The organism is Streptomyces sp. NBC_00704 (assembly GCF_036226605.1).
GTDB lineage: Bacteria > Actinomycetota > Actinomycetes > Streptomycetales > Streptomycetaceae > Streptomyces.
On record NZ_CP109000.1, the window covers coordinates 6,169,681 to 6,188,495 of the forward strand.

Here is an 18,815-nt window from a genome sequence, read left to right on the forward strand (position 1 = left end):
GTGACCGACCCCCTGCACACAGAACTGCTCGCCATCGCCCTGGAGGCCGCCCGCCGCGCCGGCGAGTTCCTGCGCGACGGCCGCCCGGCCGACCTCGCGGTCGCCGCCACCAAGTCCAGCCCCATCGACGTCGTCACCGAGATGGACATCGCGGCCGAGAAGCTGATCACCGGGATCATCTCCGAGCGCCGCCCCGACGACGGCTTCCTCGGCGAGGAGGGAGCCTCCAGCGAGGGCAGCAGCGGCGTCCGCTGGGTGATCGACCCCCTCGACGGCACGGTCAACTACCTCTACGGACTGCCCACGTGGGCCGTCTCCATCGCCGCCGAGCACGACGGCGAGACCGTGGTCGGCGTCGTCGCGATCCCGATGCGCGGTGAGACGTTCCACGCCGTGCGCGGCGCCGGCGCGCGGGGGACCGGCGTCTGGGCGGGGGAGCGCGTGCTGGCCTGCCGGCCGACCGCCCCGCTCGACCAGGCCCTGGTCTCGACCGGCTTCAACTACGTCACCGAGGTCCGCACCCACCAGGCGGACGTCGCGCAGCGGCTCATCCCGCTCCTCAGGGACATCCGGCGCAGCGGTTCGGCCGCCGTCGACCTGTGCGACGTGGCCGTCGGCCGCCTCGACGGCTACTACGAGCGCGGCCTGCACCCCTGGGACCTCGCCGCGGGCGACCTCATCGCCCGGGAAGCGGGCGCGCTGACCGGTGGACGGCCCGCAGAGCGCCCCGGACGCGATCTCGCGATCGCCGCCACCCCGGGCGTCTTCGAGCCCCTCCAGCGCCTGCTGGAGGACTTCGGAGCCTGGCACGACTGAGCACGAACCCGCCCGGCCCCGGGCGGACACGCGGAGGGGCCCCGGCGCTGGATTCGCCGGGGCCCCAGGCGCGTACGCGCCTACCGCTAGACGCTCGTCGCGCCGACCTCCACACCGTGCTCGGCGGCGAGGCGACGCAGGTCGTCGAGCTCGGCCTGCTCCACCTCGACGAGGAAGTCGTCGCCCTCGTCGCGAGCCCGCGTCAGGTCGGTCTCGGTCGCCCTTATGCGCTGCAGAAGTCCTGCGGTGAATGCGTCCATGCTGCGCCCCCTCGTCCTGGGTCGTGGGTCGTTGGCACGGGGGTGTGCCGGGTTGGGAAGGGGCGATCACGTCTCTCACAGGTGCCCAGCGCTGCCCTGCCGGGCGGCGACGGTGCCGGACACCCACGCCCGCTCTGCGGCAAGCGGACCGCGGAGTGCCACATGGTGCAGCGGCACATGCAGAGCGTGATCGCGGGGTGTAAAGCCGTCCTCCCCCAGCGTCCCTCCACGGAAACCTCAACCGCACGAGAAAATCTCGCATTCCCGGGCCTCACACCCGTCCTTCATCCACCTCCCACCCGTCTTACCGCCGACTTACGGCCGAAAAGGGCAGGATGGACGCAACACTCACCGAGACCCCCGCCCGCGTGCGTCCGACAAGGCTGCCCGGGTGGACACAGGAAGGACTGCGACGTGCGCGTACTCGTCGTCGAGGACGAGCAGCTGCTCGCCGATGCGGTGGCCACCGGACTGCGCCGGGAGGCCATGGCCGTCGACGTCGTGTACGACGGCGCGGCCGCCCTGGAGCGCATCGGCGTCAACGACTACGACGTGGTCGTCCTCGACCGCGACCTCCCCCTCGTGCACGGCGACGACGTCTGCCGCAAGATCGTCGAACTCGGCATGCCCACGCGCGTGCTGATGCTGACGGCCTCCGGCGACGTGAGCGACCGTGTCGAGGGCCTGGAGATCGGCGCCGACGACTACCTTCCCAAGCCCTTCGCCTTCAGCGAGCTGATCGCCCGCGTGCGCGCGCTCGGCCGGCGCACCAGTGTCCCGCTGCCGCCCGTCCTCGAGCGGGCCGGCATCAAGCTCGACCCCAACCGCCGCGAGGTCTTCCGCGACGGCAAGGAGGTGCAGCTCGCGCCCAAGGAGTTCGCCGTCCTGGAGGTGCTGATGCGCAGCGAGGGCGCGGTCGTCTCCGCGGAGCAGCTCCTCGAGAAGGCGTGGGACGAGAACACCGACCCGTTCACGAACGTCGTGCGCGTGACGGTCATGACGCTGCGCCGCAAGCTGGGCGAACCGCCGGTGATCGTCACCGTTCCCGGTTCGGGCTACCGGATCTGACCGCCGTGGCATCGACACCCGCGCCGCCTCAGGCGCCCCCGAAGCCCACCTGGGACCCCCGCAGCCCGCAAATGCCCTTCCCGTGGCTCCGCCCGACCATCCGCATACGGCTGACCCTGCTGTACGGCGGCATGTTCCTGATCGCCGGCATCATGCTGCTGTCGATCATCTATCTGCTGGCGGCGCAGGCCATCAGTACGGGCAACCAGCCGCCCTTCAAGATCGTGAGCGCCACCGGTCTGATCAAGGTGGCCAGCACGACCTGCTCCGGGCTCACCGCCGAGTCGGGTCTGACCCAGTTCAACTCCGCGGTCAGCGCCTGCATCGATCACCAGCGGCAGGCGGCCCTCGACGATCTCCTCAGCCGTTCCCTGCTGGCCCTCCTCGGCCTCGCCGTGATCGCCTTCGCGTTCGGCTACGCCATGGCCGGCCGCGTGCTGTCCCCGCTCGGCCGGATCACCCGCACCGCGCGCGCGGTGGCGGGCTCGGACCTGTCGCGTCGTATCGAGCTGGACGGCCCGGACGACGAGCTGAAGGAGCTGGCCGACACCTTCGACGACATGCTGGAGCGCCTCCAGCGGGCCTTCACGGCCCAGCAGCGCTTCGTGGGCAACGCCTCGCACGAACTCAGGACACCGCTGGCGATCAACCGCACGCTGCTCGAGGTGCACCTTTCCGATCCCGGCGCGCCCGTGGAGCTCCAGCAGCTCGGCAAGACGCTGCTGGCGACCAACGAGCGCAGCGAGCAGCTCGTCGAGGGTCTCCTGCTGCTCGCGCGCAGCGACAACCAGGTCGTCGAGCGCAGGCCGGTCGACCTCGCGGAGGTCGCCGAGCAGGCGGTCGACCAGGTGCACGCCGAAGCGGCGGCGAAGGGCGTGGTGATCCGCGGTGAGCAGAAAACCGCGGTCGTTCAGGGCAACGGCGTCCTTTTGGAGAGGATCGCGCTGAATCTCGTGCAGAATGCCGTGCGGTACAACGTGCCCGAGGGCGGCTGGGTCGAGGTGACCACCGACGTCCGGCACGGCCAGGCGGTTCTGGTCGTGTCGAACACCGGCCCGGTCGTTCCGGCGTACGAGATCGACAATCTCTTCGAACCGTTCCGTCGGCTCCGCACCGAGCGGACGGGCAGCGACAAGGGGGTCGGGCTCGGTCTGTCCATCGTGCGGTCCGTGGCCCGGGCGCACGGCGGCCATATCGTGGCCGAGCCGCGCGAGGGGGGTGGACTCGTGATGCGGGTCACCTTCCCCGTCTGAGACCATGTCGCGACACACACGGGGATGTTCGCTTTGCGCGGAATTTTCCGGGCTGACGGCGGACCGCCTCATGTGTGATCGCTCACAGGGGCGAATTTCCGGCCATCTACTCTCCGTGATCATGATGCCCGTGTAGAGCCCGGAAAATCCGGGTTTTCGGGGGTCCTGATCACGGGAAGTACACGGTGAGGCGCCTTTGAAGTGCGGCAATCGGACCGTGTACGGTCCCGTTCGCCATCCAAGCGGATCACTCGTGAGGGGTTCGGTTGGGTGTCGATTGAGTAACAGACCTTGATGTGAGGCAAAATCTCCGCCTCGAGGCGGGCACAAGTCCGGCCTCTCACGCGTTACGTGCGCTGGAGACACCGCAAAAACCCAGAGGGGGAGAGGCGAAATGGCTACCGATTACGACACCCCACGCAAGACCGATGACGACGTCGACTCAGACAGCCTTGAAGAGCTGAAGGCGAGGCGGAACGACAAGTCCGCCTCCGCGGTCGACGTCGACGAGTTCGAGGCCGCCGAAGGCCTCGAACTGCCCGGCGCCGACCTCTCGAACGAGGAGCTGGCCGTCCGGGTGCTGCCGAAGCAGCAGGACGAGTTCACCTGCATGAGCTGCTTCCTGGTGCACCACCGCAGCCAGCTGGCCCGGGAGAAGAACGGTCAGCCGATCTGCCGCGACTGCGACTGAGGCGGGGTCGGCCGTGACTGGCTCGACCCCACCTCGGAAGCGCCGCTTCCCCCTGTGGGGAACGGACAAAGGGCCGTCTGACGGCCCTCACGGCGTGCGTGACGACGAGCGAGGCTCATCCGGCACGGGAGCAGTCCCGGCGGGATCTGCCTCGCTCGAACCCGCGGCGGACCGGAGTGACCTCCCGGCGCCGGCGCGGAACGCCGCCCCCGTCGCAAGGCGGCGGGCGGCGGTCATCCGGGACAAGGCCGCGGGCCTGGCCCGGGAAGGCGCCCGACAGGGCGGCAAACGGGCCAGGGCGGGCCTCGGGCACCTGGCCGACCGGATCATCGACCTCGCCCCCCGGGTCCCCGTACGGGACCTTCAGACGCTTCGACGGCAGTTCCCGGGGCTCGGGCCGGAGGAGATCGCCGACAAACTCGTGACGGGCGCGGCGAACGCCACGTCCACCGTCGGCGCGGGCATCGGAGCGGCGGCGATGCTGCCCGTGCCGCCCGCGATGCCGACCGAGCTGGCCGCGGAGATCACCGGCGTCGCGGCCATCGAACTCAAACTGATCGCCGAACTCCACGAGGTCTACGGCCTGCGCCCGCCGGGCGGTCTCAAGGACCGCAGCACCGCCTACCTGCGCTCGTGGTCGGGTGAACGCGGCGTCGACGTGCTGAAGCCGTCCACGATCAACTCGGCCCTCGGCGGCCAGATGAAACGCGAGCTGCGCCAGCAGATCATGAAGCGGATGGTCCGCGACCTGCCGAACCTGATGCCGTTCATGGTGGGCGCCGTCGTCGGCGCGGTCATGAACCGGCGCGACACCAGAAGGGTCGCCGCGAAAGTCCGGGCCGACCTGCGCAGAATGCAGGTCCCCTGGGACGAGCTGAGGGAACTTCCCGCGCTGGAGAAGCCGGCGGACCCGCTGACCATGGGGGAGATCCCCGGAAGCCCCGAGGAGCCCGGGCGCTGACCCCGCCGTCCGCCCGGAGCCGCTCCGCCGACGACCGTGATCCAGTAGGCGGCGACCGGGGCTGTGCCCGCTCTTGCGCCGCCCCTCACGCCGTCCGCTACGCCGCCGCTTCCCGCGCCGCCGCGAGGGCCTGCGCCAGGCGCTCCGGCTCCCGGGTCGACAGATACAGGTACGGGGTGGGGTCGTCCGGGTCGGTGACCTCCACCTTCAGCGCCGTGGGGATGTACGAGCGCAGCAGCAGGAAGGCGCGGGTGTCGGCCTTGTGGGTGCGCCAGGCGCGCGCCTCCTCGGCGTCCAGGATCTGCGTCTCTCCCAGCGCCGCGACCGGGATCTTCGCCTCGCCCGCGATCAGGGAGTCGCCCACCACCCGGATGCGCAGCGAACCGTAGGAGCTGGCCACCACGGCCGCGACGGCGGTGCCGCCGACCAGGCCGCCGAGCAACGGCAGGGTGCCGAAGGGCAACAGGATCAGGGCCATGGAGACGCCCACCAGGAACGAGACGAACCACCACGAGCGGGGCGCGGTGAGACGTTCTTCATAAGGGGCGGCGGAGAGCTGCATGGAGCCAAGCTTGGCACGGTGTCCGGATATCGCGGACGCGCGGGTAAGGTCTGCGGCTGTGAGTGGTACTTCCGCAGCTCCAGAGCCTCCGGCCGACGCCGTGAAACCCGTGCGCCACCCCGACGCTCCCGCGCCCGGCGAGCTTCTGGGCGCCCACTACGAACACTGTTTCGGATGCGGCGGCGGGCAGACCCACGGGCTGCACCTGGAGACGCGGGCCGGCGAGGGGGTGAGCGTCACCGCCGAGTTCACCGTGCGGGAGGCTCACCAGGGGGCGCCCGGACTCGCGCACGGCGGGATCCTTGCGGCTGCCCTCGACGAGACGCTCGGCTCCCTGAACTGGCTGCTGCGCACGGTCGCGGTGACCGGCCGGCTGGAGACCGACTTCGTACGGCCCGTTCCGGTCGGCGCCACGCTGTACCTGGAGGCCGAGGTGACGGCCGTGGCCCGCCGCAAGATCTACTCGCGTGCCGTCGGCCGGATCGGCGGCCCCGACGGGCCGCTCGCCGTCCGTGCCGAGGCGCTCTTCGTGGAGGTCGCGGTCGAGCACTTCGTGCAGCACGGCCGCGAGGAGGAGATCCGGGCCGCCATGAGCGACCCGGACCAGATCAGGCGCGCCCGCGCCTTCGAGGTGAACCCGTGAGCCGCCCCCCGCTGAACGTCCTGATCCGGCGCGTCGACCCCGACGTACCGCTTCCGGCGTACGAGCACCCCGGGGACGCGGGGGCCGACCTGCGCACCACCGAGAGCCGGGAACTGGCGCCGGGGGAGCGGGCCGTACTGCCCACGGGGGTGTCGATCGCCCTGCCCGAGGGCTACGCGGCCTTCGTGCACCCGCGTTCGGGGCTGGCCGCCCGATGCGGTGTAGCCCTCGTGAATGCCCCGGGGACGGTTGATGCCGGGTACCGTGGGGAGATCAAGGTGATCGTGGTGAATCTCGACCCGCGCGAGTCCGTGCGGTTCGAGCGCTTCGACCGGATTGCCCAACTGGTCGTCCAGCAGGTCGAGAGGGTCCGCTTCCAGGAGGTGGCGGAGCTTCCCGGTTCGGCGCGGGCCGCGGGGGGCTTCGGGTCCACCGGCGGCCATGCCGCCGTGGGCGGCGCAAGCGGTACAAGCGGTCAGGCCGCCGTGGGCGGCGCGACGGGTGGGAATCGATACGCTTCGGTCGTATCCGACCGGGAAGGACAGTGACGTGTTCGGACGTCGCAACAAGAAGGGTGCCGCCGAGGACGCGGCCGGCGAGGCCGAGCAGGTCGTCGACAGTGTCGACACTGAGGCGGACGACGTAGAGGGCGAGCGCGAGCGCGAGCGCGTACGGCTCGAGCCGGAGCCGCGGCCCGACGGGCCCTGGGACGACTCGGAGGTGCGCGACCCCGCCGAGGGCCGCGTGGACCTCGGCGGTCTCTTCGTGCCCGGGGTCGACGGCATGGAGCTGCGGGTCGAGGTCGCCGGTGACGCGATCGTCGCCGCGACGGTCGTACTGCGCGACAGCGCCATCCAGTTGCAGGCCTTCGCCGCCCCCAAGCGCGAGGGCATCTGGGGCGAGGTGCGCGAGGAGATCGGCTCCGGCATCACCCAGCAGGGTGGCATCGTCGACGAGGTCGAGGGCCCGCTGGGCTGGGAGCTGCGGGCGCAGGTCCCGGTGCAGCTGCCGGACGGCACGAGCGGCTTCCACGTGGTGCGGTTCGTCGGCGTGGACGGCCCCCGCTGGTTCCTGCGCGGGGTGATCTCGGGCCAGGGTGCGGTGCAGCCGCAGGCGGCGGGTCTGCTGGAGCAGATCTTCCGCGACACGGTCGTGGTCCGCGGCGAGGGCCCGATGGCGCCCCGCGACCCGATCGTCCTCAAGCTGCCGAACGACGCGCAGATGGTGCCCGAGGGCATCCAGCAGCAGGACGAGAACTCCCGCTTCTCGGGCGGCATGGGCCAGCTCCAGCGGGGACCGGAGATCACCGAGGTCCGCTGACCCGCACCTGACCGACCCGCCGAAGGCGCCGACGCCGGCGCCTCGGTGGAACGCACGGCCGACAGGGCTGCACCCCTCACCGGGGTGCGGCCCTTCGCCATGCCCCCGGCTGTCCGCACATCAGCGTGCGGGAAGGCTTGACGCGTCATTGGTCTGAACCTACGGTCTCCGCTCAACGCCTGAGTTCACAAGGGCGCTCTGTGTTCACATACAGGAACAAGATCGGAGCCTCCGTGCGTCGAGCCGCATTCCTCGTGACCCTCACCTCGCTGGCCGTCGTGGGCGCCCTGGCGTCCCCGGACCCCTCACCGGCGCAAGCCGCCCCGGCCATCTTCGCCCACCCCGGAGTGACCGTCTCCCGAGGGCAACTGGACTTCGTCCGGGCCAAGGTCGACGCCTCGGCCCAGCCGTGGAAGGGAGCCTTCGACCAGCTCCTGGCGAGCAAGTACGCCGACCTGAACCGCACGCCCAAGCCCCGTGCCGTCGTCGAGTGCGGGTCCTACTCCAACCCGAACCACGGCTGCACGGACGAACGCGAAGACGCCCTCGCCGCCTACACCGACGCCCTCGCCTGGTACATCACACGGGACGAGCGGTACGCCAGGAAGGCCATCGCGCTGATGGACGCCTGGTCGGGCGTCATCACCGACCACACCGACAGCAACGCCCCGCTGCAGACCGGCTGGGCGGGCTCCACCTGGCCGAGGGCCGCCGAGATCGTCAAGTACACGTACCCGGGCAACTGGGCGAACTCCGCACGCTTCGCGACCATGCTGCGCGACGTGTACCTGCCCGAGGTGATCAACGGCTCGAACTCCAACGGCAACTGGGAGCTGTCCATGACGGAGGCCGCCGTCGGCATCTCCGTCTTCCTGGAGGACAAGGCCTCGTACGACAAGGCCATGGCGAAGTTCCGCACCCGCACCGCCGCCTACGTCTACCTCGCCTCCGACGGCGAGCTCCCGAAGACCGTGCCCAGTCAGAACCTGAACACCCGCGCCAAGATCGTCGCCTACTGGCAGGGACAGAGCACCTTCGTCACCGGGCTGACCCAGGAGACCTGCCGGGATCTCACCCACACCGGGTACGGCGTCTCCGCGATCTCCCACGTCGCCGAGACCAGCCGGATCCAGGGCCAGGACCTGTACGGCACCGACGTGGGCGAGCGACTGCGGCAGGCGCTCGGCTTCCAGGCCAAGTACCAGCTCGGCGCCGCCGTCCCGAGCTGGCTGTGCGGCGGTTCCCTGAAGCAGGAACTCGGCCCCGTCACGGAGGTCGGCTACAACGCGCTGCACAACCGGCTGGGCATCGCGATGAGCAACACCCAGACGCTGACCCTGCGGAACCGCCCGGCCGGCAGCAACAACCTCTTCGTCGCCTGGGAGACCCTGACCCACGGGGACAATCCCGCGTGAACCGATGCGGGGGGCTCATCCGATGAAGGGCTGAGGGGCCACGACGTCCGCCGGCGTCGAGGGTGCACCGGCGGCGCACCCCGCCCCTCGGTCCGTCCCCCCGTACCGCAGGCGCCGGCCGCCAGGCAGACGCCGCACGGACAGCGATGAGAAGAGAGGAAGACAATGAGCCCATGGCACGCGGAAGACGTCAGCAGGCCTTCGCATGCGTACCCACCCGACACCCGCGTCCTCCGCGGCACCTCAGCATCCGTGACACCCGCACCATCCGTGACACCCGCAGTATCCGTGGCACCCGCACCACCCGGGGCACCCGCAACATCCGTGGCACCCGTTCCACCCACGACATCCGAGAGGCAGGCCGCATGCAGAGCCCGGCCGGGGGGACGCCCCAGGCTCCCACGAGGGTGCTCGTCGTCGACGGCGAGCCGCAGACCGCGCGCGCCCTCGTGACCGGCCTCCGGGCCCGCGGCCACGAGGTCGACATCGCGCACGACGGCGTCACCGCGCTCCGGCTCGCCGCGGCCCGCCACCCGGACGTGGTCCTCCTCGATCCCGGACTGCCCGACATGGACGGACCCGAGGCGATCAGAAAGCTGCGCGCCCGGACCGGCGCGCCGATCCTGGTCCTGTCCGCCGGCCACTCCTCGGACGAGGGTGACGACAAGGGCGAGGTTGACGACGAGGGTGACGGCGAGGGTGAGGCCAAGGGCGACCGGGAGGACGAGGCCCGGAGGGTGCGGGCCGAGGCGCTCGGGGCGGGCGCGGACGACTGCCTCACCGAACCCTTCGGCGTGGACGACGTGCTCGCCCGGCTACGGGCCGCCGTCCACCGCGCCGAAGCCGCTGACGGCAGCGAGGCCGAGGTCCTGGTGGAGACCGACGGGTTCACCGTCGACCTCGCCGCGCGGAAGGTGTACCGGGCAGACAAGGAGGTGAGGCTGACGCCCACGGAGTGGCGGCTGCTGGAGGTGCTGGTGCGCAACACCGGCCGTCTGGTCGGCCAGAGGCAGTTGCTCCAGGAGGTGTGGGGGCCGTCATACGGGACGGAGACGAACTACCTGCGGGTGTACATGGCGCAGCTCAGACGCAAGCTCGAGGCGAACCCCTCGCATCCGAGACATTTCGTCACCGAACCCGGCACGGGGTACCGGTTCGAACGGTAGGTCCCACACCTGGGCGGGGAGGCGGGCGACCGGCGCGGGTACGGGTCTGCCGGCAGGCCCCGGTACGCTTCAGATATGAGCGCTGTTCCTCGTTCCGAAAAGCCGGTGGGCCGGTTCCGGCGCATGCTCGACCGGCTCTCCTCGTCGCAGGAGGACCTGGAGTCCGAGGAGCTGCGTGAGGACTCCGAGACGGCGGGCTGCACGCGGATCGGGGATTGCCGGGACCGGCAGATCGTCACCGTTACTGGTACCTTGCGCACGGTCACCCTGCGGCCGCGCGCCGGAGTCCCGGCGCTGGAGGCCGAGCTGTTCGACGGCAGCGCGGCACTCGACGTGGTGTGGCTGGGCAGGCGCTCCATCGTGGGCATAGAACCGGGGCGCAAGCTCATAGCATCGGGCCGGGTCTCCATGAGCCGGGGCCGCCGGGTGCTGTTCAACCCCAAGTACGAACTGAGACCCCTGGGTAGGGAGTAGCCGGTGACGTCGCTCGACAAGCCGACCGAAGACACGACCGCGGAGGACAAGGCCGCGGCCGATGCCCGGGCGGTGACCGAGGCCGCGCTGTTCGAGGCATTCGGCGGGGTCCGCGGAATGGTCGAGACGGTGGTGCCCGGCCTGGTCTTCGTCACGATCTTCACGATCAACAAGAACCTGCACATGTCCGCGATCGCCGCCCTCGCGGTGTCGCTGGCCCTGGTCGTGGTCCGCCTGGCGATGAGGGACACGGTCAAGCACGCGTTCAGCGGGGTCTTCGGCGTCGCGTTCGGCGTCGTCTTCGCGATGATGACCGACAACGCCAAGGCCTTCTACCTGCCCGGCATGCTCTACACGCTGGGTCTGGCGCTCGCCTACATCGTCACGACCCTGTGCGGGGTCCCTCTGATCGGGCTGATCCTGGGGCCGGTCTTCAAGGAGAACCTCTCCTGGCGGACCCGCAATCCGGGGCGCAAGAAGGCCTACGCCAAGGCCAGTTGGGCGTGGGGGCTGATCTTGCTCGCCAAGTGCGCGATCCTCTTCCCCCTCTACTGGTGGGCGGACACCGAGCAGCTGGGCTGGGTGCTGGTGGCCCTCAAGATCCCGCCGTTCCTGCTCGCCGTCTGGCTGACCTGGGTCTTCCTGGGGAAGGCGCCCGCGCCGATCGACGTGTTCGCGGAGATGGAGGCGGCGGAGAAGGCAGAGGCCGCCGCCGCTGCCGCGGGGGCTGAGGCTGAGGCGTCGGAGGCCGGTGGGCGGCACCGTCGGGAGGGATAGTTCCCGGCGCCGGGGCGACCGCCCCAGGAGCTGCCGTCCGGCTGACAGCTCAACCGTCCAGCCGACAGTGCAACCAACCGACTGACAGCGCAACCGTCGGGCTGACAGCGCAACTGACCGACTGACAGTGCAACCAACCGGCTGACAGCGCAACCGCGCGGCTGGAAGCTCGACGGCGCGGCGCAAAGCGCGACTGTGGCTGCCCGGCAACCGCTTGGGGGCGCCCGGAGATCTCCAAGCGCCCCCAAGTCGTATCCCTCGGCCGTCCCCGTCCCCGTCGCCGCACCCTCGGGCCGAACCGAACGGATGCGGACCGAACGGATTTGGACCGAACCGGATCGTCCCGTCGCGAACCGGATGGTCCCGCCGCGATCCGGATGGTCCCGCCGCGATCCGGCCCGACTGGATCCGGCCCGACCCGGCCCGGCCCAGCCCGCTCAGGTAGGGAACGGACCGGACCGACCGGACCGCCGGGCTCAGCTCCTGGTGTCGTCGTCCTTGCGGACCGACAGCAGGTCCTCCAGTTGCTCCTCTCGGGCCTGGGCGGCCACGAAGAGCAGTTCGTCGCCCGGTTCCAGCGAGTCCTCGCGGGTCGGGGTCAGGACGCGGGTGCCGCGAATGATCGTGACGAGGGAGGTGTCCTCCGGCCATTCCACGTCGCCGACCTGGGTGCCGGCCAGGGCCGACTCCTCGGGCAGGGTCAGTTCGACGAGGTTGGCGTCGCCGTGGCTGAAGCGGAGCAGCCGGACCAGGTCGCCGACGCTCACCGCTTCCTCGACCAGGGCCGACATCAGACGCGGGGTCGACACGGCCACGTCGACGCCCCATGACTCGTTGAAGAGCCATTCGTTCTTCGGGTTGTTGACGCGGGCGACGACGCGCGGGACGCCGTATTCCGTCTTGGCCAGCAGCGAGACGACCAGGTTGACCTTGTCGTCGCCGGTGGCGGCGATCACGACGTTGCAGCGCTGGAGCGCCGCCTCGTCCAGGGAGGTGATCTCGCAGGCGTCGGCCAGCAGCCACTCGGCCTGGGGGACGCGCTCGACCGAGATGGCGGTCGGCGCCTTGTCGACGAGGAGGACCTCGTGGCCGTTCTCCAGCAGTTCGCCGGCGATCGAACGTCCGACGGCGCCGGCTCCGGCAATGGCGACCCTCATCGGTGACCGTCCTCCTTGGGACCCTCGGCGAACGAGGCCTCGACCTTCTCGACCTCGTCGGTGCGCAGCATCACGTGCACCAGGTCGCCCTCCTGGAGGACCGTCTGCGAGCTGGGCAGGATCGCCTCGCCCAGGCGGGTCAGGAACGCCACGCGCACGCCCGTCTCCTCCTGGAGCGTGCTGATCTTGTGGCCGACCCAGGACGCGGCGGTGTGCACCTCGGCGAGCTGGACGCCGCCGGTGGGGTCGCGCCACAGCGGCTCCGCGCCCGAGGGCAGCAGCCGGCGCAGCATCTGGTCGGCCGTCCAGCGGACGGTGGCGACGGTGGGGATGCCCAGCCGCTGGTAGACCTCGGCGCGGCGCGGGTCGTAGATCCGGGCGGCGACGTTCTCGATGCCGAACATCTCGCGGGCCACGCGGGCCGCGATGATGTTGGAGTTGTCACCGCTGGAGACAGCGGCGAACGCGCCGGCCTCCTCGATCCCCGCCTCGCGCAGGGTGTCCTGGTCGAAGCCGACGCCGGTGACACGACGGCCGCCGAAACCGGAGCCGAGTCGTCGGAAGGCGGTGGGGTCCTGGTCGATCACGGCGACCGTGTGCCCCTGTTGCTCCAGGGTCTGCGCGAGAGCGGAACCCACTCTGCCGCAGCCCATGATGACGATGTGCACGACCGTCCTTCCGAGGTCAACAAGTAAAGAAGTCCATAAATTTTCCGGCCTGGCCATGGCGCTCGGCCCCGAACAGGGTCTCAGACCGCCGCCCAAGCTACACAGGCGCGGTCCTCGCAGGGCACCCCCGTGCACGGTCGGCGCGCGGTTCGCCCGCTCCGGGCCCGCTCAGCGCCTGCTGATGCTCCAGACGCTGAGGAAGGTAAGGATTCCGAGGCCGACGAGGGTGCCGACGGCGCCGATGATCTCCGCGGTCGTGTGCATGGAGCCTCCGGGGGGCGTCAGCGGGCGGGGGATTGTCATATAGCCATGACGATCCGCGAGGCTGCGGAATCCGCAACCCGGGCCCGGCCGATTTCACCCGAGAGGCAGACGCGGCGGCCTGTCACCCGGCTGAGCCCGGGGGAGGGTGGGCGGTCCCGTGTTCGAAGGCCTACGATCCTCTGTTGTGTCCAAACTGACCGACGTGCCCAAACGGATTCTGATCGGGCGTGCACTGCGCAGCGACCGACTGGGAGAGACGCTCCTGTCGAAGCGCATCGCCCTTCCCGTTTTCGCTTCCGACCCGCTGTCCTCCGTGGCCTATGCGCCCGGGGAGGTGCTGCTGGTCCTGTCCATCGCGGGCGTGTCGGCATACCACTTCAGCCCGTGGATCGCCCTCGCGGTCGTCGTGCTGATGTTCACGGTGGTCGCCTCCTACCGGCAGAACGTCCACGCCTATCCCAGCGGCGGCGGCGACTACGAGGTCGCCAACACCAACCTCGGCCCCAAGGCCGGGCTGACGGTGGCGAGCGCGCTGCTCGTCGACTACGTCCTCACCGTCGCCGTCTCCATCTCCTCCGGCATCGAGAACCTGGGCTCCGCCATCCCCTTCGTCGTCGAGCACAAGGTGGCCTGCGCGGTCGCCGTCATCGTGCTGCTGACGCTGATGAACCTGCGCGGCGTCAAGGAGTCCGGCAAGCTCTTCGCGATCCCCACCTATGTGTTCGTCGCGGGCGTCTTCATCATGATCGCCTGGGGCGCCTTCCGTGGGCTGGTCCTCGACGACACGATGCGCGCGCCCACCTCGCAGTACACGATCAAGGCCGAGCACCAGGGCCTGGCCGGTTTCGCGCTGGTCTTCCTGCTGCTGCGCGCGTTCTCCTCCGGCTGCGCCGCGCTCACCGGAGTCGAGGCGATCTCCAACGGCGTGCCGGCCTTCCGCAAGCCCAAGTCGAAGAACGCGGCGACCACGCTCGCGGCGATGGGGCTGCTGGCGGTCACCATGTTCTGCGGGATCATCGTGCTGGCGCTCGTCACCAAGGTCCGCATGGCCGAGAACCCGGCCACCGACCTGCTGAAGAACGGGGTCGGCGTCGGCGCCGACTACGTGCAGAACCCGGTGATCACCCAGGTCGCCGAGGCCGTCTTCGGCAAGGGCAGCTTCCTCTTCCTCGTGCTCGCCGCGGCCACCGCCCTGGTGCTGTTCCTCGCGGCCAACACCGCCTACAACGGCTTCCCGGTGCTCGGCTCGATCCTCGCCCAGGACCGCTACCTGCCCCGTCAGCTGCACACCCGCGGCGACCGCCTCGCCTTCTCCAACGGCATCGTGCTGCTCGCCGGCGCGGCCATGCTGCTGGTCGTCATCTACGGCGCCGACTCCACCCGGCTGATCCAGCTCTACATCGTCGGCGTGTTCGTGTCGTTCACGCTCAGCCAGACGGGCATGGTCCGCCACTGGAACCGGCTCCTGTCCACCGAGACCGACCAGGCCAAGCGCCGTCACATGGTCCGCTCGCGGGCGATCAACACGTTCGGCGCCTTCTTCACGGGTCTGGTCCTGGTCGTCGTCCTCATCACCAAGTTCACGCACGGCGCCTGGGTCGCGCTGCTCGGCATGGTGATCTTCTACGGGGTGATGACCGCGATCCGCCGCCACTACGACGGAGTCGCCGCCGAGATCGCCGCCCCCGAGGGCCCCAGCGACGACAGCGTCCGGCCCTCGCGGGTCCACTCGGTGCTGCTGATCTCTAAGATCCACCGGCCGACCCTGCGCGCCCTGGCCTACGCCAAGCTGATGCGCTCCGACACCCTGGAGGCGCTGACCGTCAACGTCGACCCGACCGAGACGAAGGCCCTGCGCGACGAGTGGGAGCGGCGCGGGATCGACGTACCGCTCAAGGTGCTGGACTCGCCGTACCGCGAGGTCACCCGGCCGGTCATCGAGTACGTCAAGAGCCTGCGCCGCGAGTCGCCGCGTGACGCCGTGTCGGTGATCATCCCCGAGTACGTGGTCGGTCACTGGTACGAGCACCTGCTGCACAACCAGAGCGCGTTGCGGCTCAAGGGCCGGCTGCTGTTCACGCCGGGCGTCATGGTGACGTCCGTCCCCTACCAGCTGCAGTCGTCCGAGGCGGCGAAGAAGCGGGCCCGCAGGCGCTCGGAGTGGAACGCCCCGGGTTCGGTGCGGCGCGGCCCCGCGCAGGTGGGCCGTCCCAAGGAGCCGTCGGGCTCCGCGTCGGCTCCCGCCCCGGGCCCGGACGACGAGCACTGACCCCCGCCCCACACCCCGCGCTCCCCACCACCGCGCGCACGGCAGTGCGCAGGCCGGCAGTGCGCAGGCCGGCACTGCGCAAGGCGGCGGGCGCGGTCGGGCGCGCCGGCGCGTGGTGAACGGCCGGACGACAGCCACGTAGACTGGTGGGCTGTTGTCCGGCCGTTCCTCGTTCGACGTTGTGGAGTCCCCCCGCCATGCAGGCAGAACCGAAGAAGTCGCAGGCGGCATCCCTCGTCGGCGAGGAGTACGAGGTCGAGGTCGGGCCCGTCGCCCACGGCGGCCACTGCATCGCCCGCACCGAGGCCGGACAGGTGCTGTTCGTCCGCCACACGCTGCCCGGCGAACGGGTCGTGGCGCGGGTGACCGACGGCGAGGAGGGCGCGCGCTTCCTGCGGGCGGACGCCGTGCGCGTACTGGAGCCCTCCAAGGACCGCGTCGAGGCCCCCTGCCCCTACGCCGGGCCCGGCCGCTGCGGCGGCTGCGACTGGCAGCACGCCAAGCCCGGCGCGCAGCGCCGCCTCAAGGGCGAGGTGATCGCCGAGCAGTTGCAGCGGCTCGCGGGCCTCACGCCCGAGGAAGCCGGCTGGGACGGCACCGTCATGCCGGCCGAGGGCGACAAGCTGCCCGCCGGACAGGTCCCGCAGTGGCGCACCCGCGTGCAGTACGCGGTGGACGCCGACGGCAACGCCGGCTTGCGACGCCACCGCTCGCACGAGGTCGAGCCGATCGAGCACTGCATGATCGCCGCGCAGGGCGTCAGCGAGCTGGGGATCGAACAGCGCGACTGGTCGGGGATGGAATCCGTCGACGCCATCGCCGCGACGGGCTCCCAGGACCGCATGGTGATCCTCGAACCGCGGCCCGGCGCCCGCCTGCCCCTCGTCGAACTCGACCGGCCGGTCTCCGTCATGCGCGTCGAGGAGCACGACGGCGGCATCCACCGCGTCCACGGCCGCGCCTTCGTCCGCGAGCGCGCCGACGGCCGGACCTACCGCGTCGGCAGCGGCGGCTTCTGGCAGGTCCACCCGCAGGCCGCCGACACCCTCGTCAAGGCCGTCATGCAGGGCCTGCTGCCGCGCAAGGGCGACATGGCGCTCGACCTGTACTGCGGCGTCGGCCTCTTCGCCGGAGCGCTCGCCGACCGCCTCGGCGACAAGGGCGCGGTCCTCGGCATCGAGTCCGGCAAGCGCGCCGTCGAAGACGCCCGGCACAACCTCGCGGGCTTCGACCGGGTGCGGATCGAGCAGGGCAAGGTCGAGAGCGTCCTCCCGCGCACCGGGATCACCGAGGTCGACCTCATCGTCCTGGACCCGCCGCGCGCGGGCGCGGGCAAGAAGACGGTGGAGCACCTGTCGTCGCTGGGCGCCCGCAAGATCGCCTACGTCGCCTGCGACCCGGCCGCGCTGGCCCGGGACCTGGCGTACTTCCACGACGGCGGCTACCGGGTGCGGACGCTGCGGGCGTTCGACCTGTTCCCGATGACGCATCACGTGGAGTGCGTGGCGATTCTGGAGCCGGTCGCCAAGAGCCTGTGACCTGCTGGTTCTTCTTGCGCCCCTGTTCGGGGCGGGTGGGGCCGACCTGTTTCCCAAGGCACACGACGTGGAGTGCGCCGTAATCCGGACGAACGTCGCTGACCTGGGGTTTCTGCCAGTGACGTGAGGCTGACGACATGTCGTGCCACCCGTTCCGCAGGGACGGCGCACGGCAGTCTCGACGCTCACGTGACGCTCGTCCTGATGGTGCGTCAGGCCGGTATGCCCGAAGCGCTGCCCGCCTGCCCGACTGCGGCGGGCAGGCGGGCAGGGGGCAGGGGGGCAGCACGGGGAAGTGCTGGGGCAGACGGGCGGGGCAGGGATCGGTGAAACGGGACGGCAGATCGACGGCGAGGGCATCCGGTCGGCAGATGTTTACAGTCTCGAACACGCGACCGGGCAGGATGGGTGGACTGGTCATGCGGTTCTTTCGGGGGCGGTTCGGTTCACAGATAGGGCTTGGTGATCAGTTCGATGGCGTGGCCGGCGGGGTCCTTGAAGTAGACGCCGCGGCCGCCGTGCTCGGTGTTGGTCTCACCGGGACGCGTCATCTGGGGATCGGCCCAGTGCTCGATGCCGCCGGCGCGGAGGTGGGCGTAGGCCCGGTCGAACAGGTCGTCCTCGACGAGGAATGCGTAGTGGTGCATCTGGATTTCGTCGACGCCGGGTAGTTCGGCGAACTGCAGCAGCACGCCTTCATCGAGCTGGACGTTGGTGAACGGCCCCCACGACGGCGCTTCGGGGAGTTCGAGCAGGTCCCGGTAGAACCGGGCCGATGCCTCGCGGTCCCTGGCGGGGACGATGGTGTGGTTGAAGGTCACGGGCATGGGTCGACTTCTGGGGTTGAGGGAACAGTTGTCGGGCTGATGCGGGCCAGCGCACCGATCTCCAGTGCCGTCCACAGCGCGCCGTCGGGGCCAGAGGCGATGCCGTGCGGCTCGGCCCCGGGGGTCGGCAGGTCGTACACCTCGATCACGCCCTGGGCGGTGATGGAGCGGTTGCCGCTCCACTCGGTGAACCACAGGGCGCCCAGACCAGGCACCCGAACGCGGCGGTGTGCAGTAGTGCGCGGACGAGGTTCCAGGTGACCCACCGGTTCTCGAAGTGCTCACGGGCCATGGCCAGGCCGTCGGCGTCGCGCAGGGGGGCGACCTTGGCGAGCTGGTCGTTGAGCGGGACGTCGACTGCGCCAGTGATGCCGAAGGCCACCAGGTACAGCAGCAGTGCGGGCGTCGATGATCCAGGGGGGCGGGTCGGCTGTGGCCGCGCCAGGCCAGGACGGCGGCCGGCGCCAGCAGGGGGATCGAGCCCACGAAAGGGATCGTGAACGTGGGCTTGAAATGGCCTTGTTGATGTTCTGCATCGCCTTGACCAGGGTGCGGTCGGAGGGCCGGCCCGGGCCGGGCACGACCGAGCAGGCGAAGCCGGCGAACAGTCCGGCCATCAGGCCGGTGCTCACAGTGGACGCCATGGACGCCAGGAGCACGACTGTCTGCAGGGGCTTGATGGGTGC

General features: G+C 70.6%; 19 protein-coding genes and 3 pseudogenes. 15 read left to right on the plus strand and 7 right to left on the minus strand.

What is annotated here, in order from left to right; genetic code table 11:
- On the plus strand, nt 1-816 hold the full coding sequence (locus tag OG802_RS26835) for an inositol monophosphatase family protein (protein ID WP_329414425.1): 816 nt from the start codon (nt 1-3) through the stop codon (nt 814-816).
- An 86-nt stretch (nt 817-902) separates the two neighbouring features.
- Here OG802_RS26835 and OG802_RS26840 read toward each other — a convergent pair whose 3' ends face one another.
- The gene (locus OG802_RS26840) at nt 903-1,076 is read right to left on the minus strand and encodes a hypothetical protein (protein WP_167467697.1); all 174 of its coding nucleotides are present in this window, start codon (nt 1,074-1,076) and stop codon (nt 903-905) included.
- A gap of 414 nt (nt 1,077-1,490) precedes the next feature.
- On the opposite strand from OG802_RS26840, the gene OG802_RS26845 reads away from it, so the two are divergent.
- The 4 genes from OG802_RS26845 (at nt 1,491) to OG802_RS26860 (ending at nt 5,049) form a co-directional block, all read left to right on the plus strand.
- Complete coding sequence (locus OG802_RS26845; protein WP_003993508.1) at nt 1,491-2,144, plus strand: response regulator transcription factor; 654 nt, start codon at nt 1,491-1,493, stop codon at nt 2,142-2,144.
- Nucleotides 2,145-2,149: 5 nt separating this feature from the next.
- Nucleotides 2,150-3,397 carry a sensor histidine kinase gene (locus tag OG802_RS26850; protein WP_329414429.1) on the plus strand — a complete coding sequence of 416 codons (1,248 nt, stop codon included), beginning with the start codon at nt 2,150-2,152 and terminating at the stop codon, nt 3,395-3,397.
- Between the two features lie 394 nt (nt 3,398-3,791).
- The gene (locus OG802_RS26855) at nt 3,792-4,088 is read left to right on the plus strand and encodes a DUF4193 domain-containing protein (protein WP_003993510.1); all 297 of its coding nucleotides are present in this window, start codon (nt 3,792-3,794) and stop codon (nt 4,086-4,088) included.
- A gap of 13 nt (nt 4,089-4,101) precedes the next feature.
- A complete protein-coding gene (locus tag OG802_RS26860; protein WP_329414431.1) occupies nt 4,102-5,049 on the plus strand; it encodes a hypothetical protein in 948 nt (315 codons plus the stop codon).
- A gap of 97 nt (nt 5,050-5,146) precedes the next feature.
- On the opposite strand, the gene OG802_RS26865 is transcribed toward OG802_RS26860, so the two are convergent.
- Nucleotides 5,147-5,611: a DUF3093 domain-containing protein gene (locus tag OG802_RS26865; RefSeq protein ID WP_329414432.1), complete on the minus strand. Its 465-nt coding sequence runs from the start codon at nt 5,609-5,611 to the stop codon at nt 5,147-5,149.
- Nucleotides 5,612-5,669: 58 nt separating this feature from the next.
- Here OG802_RS26865 and OG802_RS26870 point away from each other — a divergent pair, with 58 nt between their 5' ends.
- From OG802_RS26870 to OG802_RS26900, 8 genes and pseudogenes are all read left to right on the plus strand, one after another.
- The gene (locus OG802_RS26870) at nt 5,670-6,254 is read left to right on the plus strand and encodes a PaaI family thioesterase (protein WP_329414434.1); all 585 of its coding nucleotides are present in this window, start codon (nt 5,670-5,672) and stop codon (nt 6,252-6,254) included.
- A complete protein-coding gene (gene dut, locus OG802_RS26875; protein WP_329414435.1) occupies nt 6,251-6,802 on the plus strand; it encodes a dUTP diphosphatase in 552 nt (183 codons plus the stop codon). The genes OG802_RS26870 and dut overlap by 4 nt, the downstream gene beginning before the upstream one ends.
- Nucleotide 6,803: 1 nt before the next feature.
- The gene (locus OG802_RS26880; RefSeq protein ID WP_329414437.1) at nt 6,804-7,574 is read left to right on the plus strand and encodes a DUF3710 domain-containing protein; all 771 of its coding nucleotides are present in this window, start codon (nt 6,804-6,806) and stop codon (nt 7,572-7,574) included.
- Between the two features lie 233 nt (nt 7,575-7,807).
- On the plus strand, nt 7,808-8,989 hold the full coding sequence (locus OG802_RS26885; protein ID WP_443055358.1) for an alginate lyase family protein: 1,182 nt from the start codon (nt 7,808-7,810) through the stop codon (nt 8,987-8,989).
- 365 nt (nt 8,990-9,354) lie between these two features.
- Nucleotides 9,355-9,645 (plus strand): annotated as a pseudogene (locus OG802_RS36000) (response regulator); the annotation flags it as partial.
- Nucleotides 9,646-9,732: 87 nt separating this feature from the next.
- A pseudogene (locus OG802_RS36005) lies at nt 9,733-10,155 on the plus strand (winged helix-turn-helix domain-containing protein); the annotation flags it as partial.
- Nucleotides 10,156-10,230: 75 nt separating this feature from the next.
- A complete protein-coding gene (locus tag OG802_RS26895; RefSeq protein WP_329414441.1) occupies nt 10,231-10,629 on the plus strand; it encodes an OB-fold nucleic acid binding domain-containing protein in 399 nt (132 codons plus the stop codon).
- 3 nt (nt 10,630-10,632) lie between these two features.
- On the plus strand, nt 10,633-11,406 hold the full coding sequence (locus OG802_RS26900) for a DUF3159 domain-containing protein (RefSeq protein ID WP_329414443.1): 774 nt from the start codon (nt 10,633-10,635) through the stop codon (nt 11,404-11,406).
- A gap of 476 nt (nt 11,407-11,882) precedes the next feature.
- On the opposite strand, the gene OG802_RS26905 is transcribed toward OG802_RS26900, so the two are convergent.
- Nucleotides 11,883-12,563, minus strand: a complete 681-nt coding sequence (locus OG802_RS26905) for a potassium channel family protein (RefSeq protein ID WP_329414445.1) — start codon at nt 12,561-12,563, stop codon at nt 11,883-11,885.
- Nucleotides 12,560-13,231: a potassium channel family protein gene (locus OG802_RS26910; protein WP_329414447.1), complete on the minus strand. Its 672-nt coding sequence runs from the start codon at nt 13,229-13,231 to the stop codon at nt 12,560-12,562. Before OG802_RS26910 ends, OG802_RS26905 begins: the two co-directional genes overlap by 4 nt.
- 448 nt (nt 13,232-13,679) lie before the next feature.
- Here OG802_RS26910 and OG802_RS26915 point away from each other — a divergent pair, with 448 nt between their 5' ends.
- On the plus strand, nt 13,680-15,764 hold the full coding sequence (locus tag OG802_RS26915) for an APC family permease (RefSeq protein ID WP_329414449.1): 2,085 nt from the start codon (nt 13,680-13,682) through the stop codon (nt 15,762-15,764).
- Between the two features lie 197 nt (nt 15,765-15,961).
- Nucleotides 15,962-17,302 (plus strand): class I SAM-dependent RNA methyltransferase, encoded by a 1,341-nt coding sequence (locus OG802_RS26920; protein WP_329414450.1) that lies wholly within the window; start codon nt 15,962-15,964, stop codon nt 17,300-17,302.
- A 446-nt stretch (nt 17,303-17,748) separates the two neighbouring features.
- Here OG802_RS26920 and OG802_RS26925 read toward each other — a convergent pair whose 3' ends face one another.
- The 3 genes and pseudogenes from OG802_RS26925 to OG802_RS26935 form a co-directional block, all read right to left on the minus strand.
- Nucleotides 17,749-18,129 (minus strand): VOC family protein, encoded by a 381-nt coding sequence (locus OG802_RS26925; RefSeq protein WP_329414451.1) that lies wholly within the window; start codon nt 18,127-18,129, stop codon nt 17,749-17,751.
- Nucleotides 18,120-18,350: pseudogene (locus OG802_RS26930) on the minus strand (virginiamycin B lyase family protein); the annotation flags it as partial. The pseudogene OG802_RS26930 and the gene OG802_RS26925, both read right to left, overlap by 10 nt.
- Nucleotides 18,275-18,511 (minus strand): DUF1772 domain-containing protein, encoded by a 237-nt coding sequence (locus OG802_RS26935; protein ID WP_329414452.1) that lies wholly within the window; start codon nt 18,509-18,511, stop codon nt 18,275-18,277. The pseudogene OG802_RS26930 and the gene OG802_RS26935, both read right to left, overlap by 76 nt.
- Between the last annotated feature and the right edge of the window lie 304 nt (nt 18,512-18,815).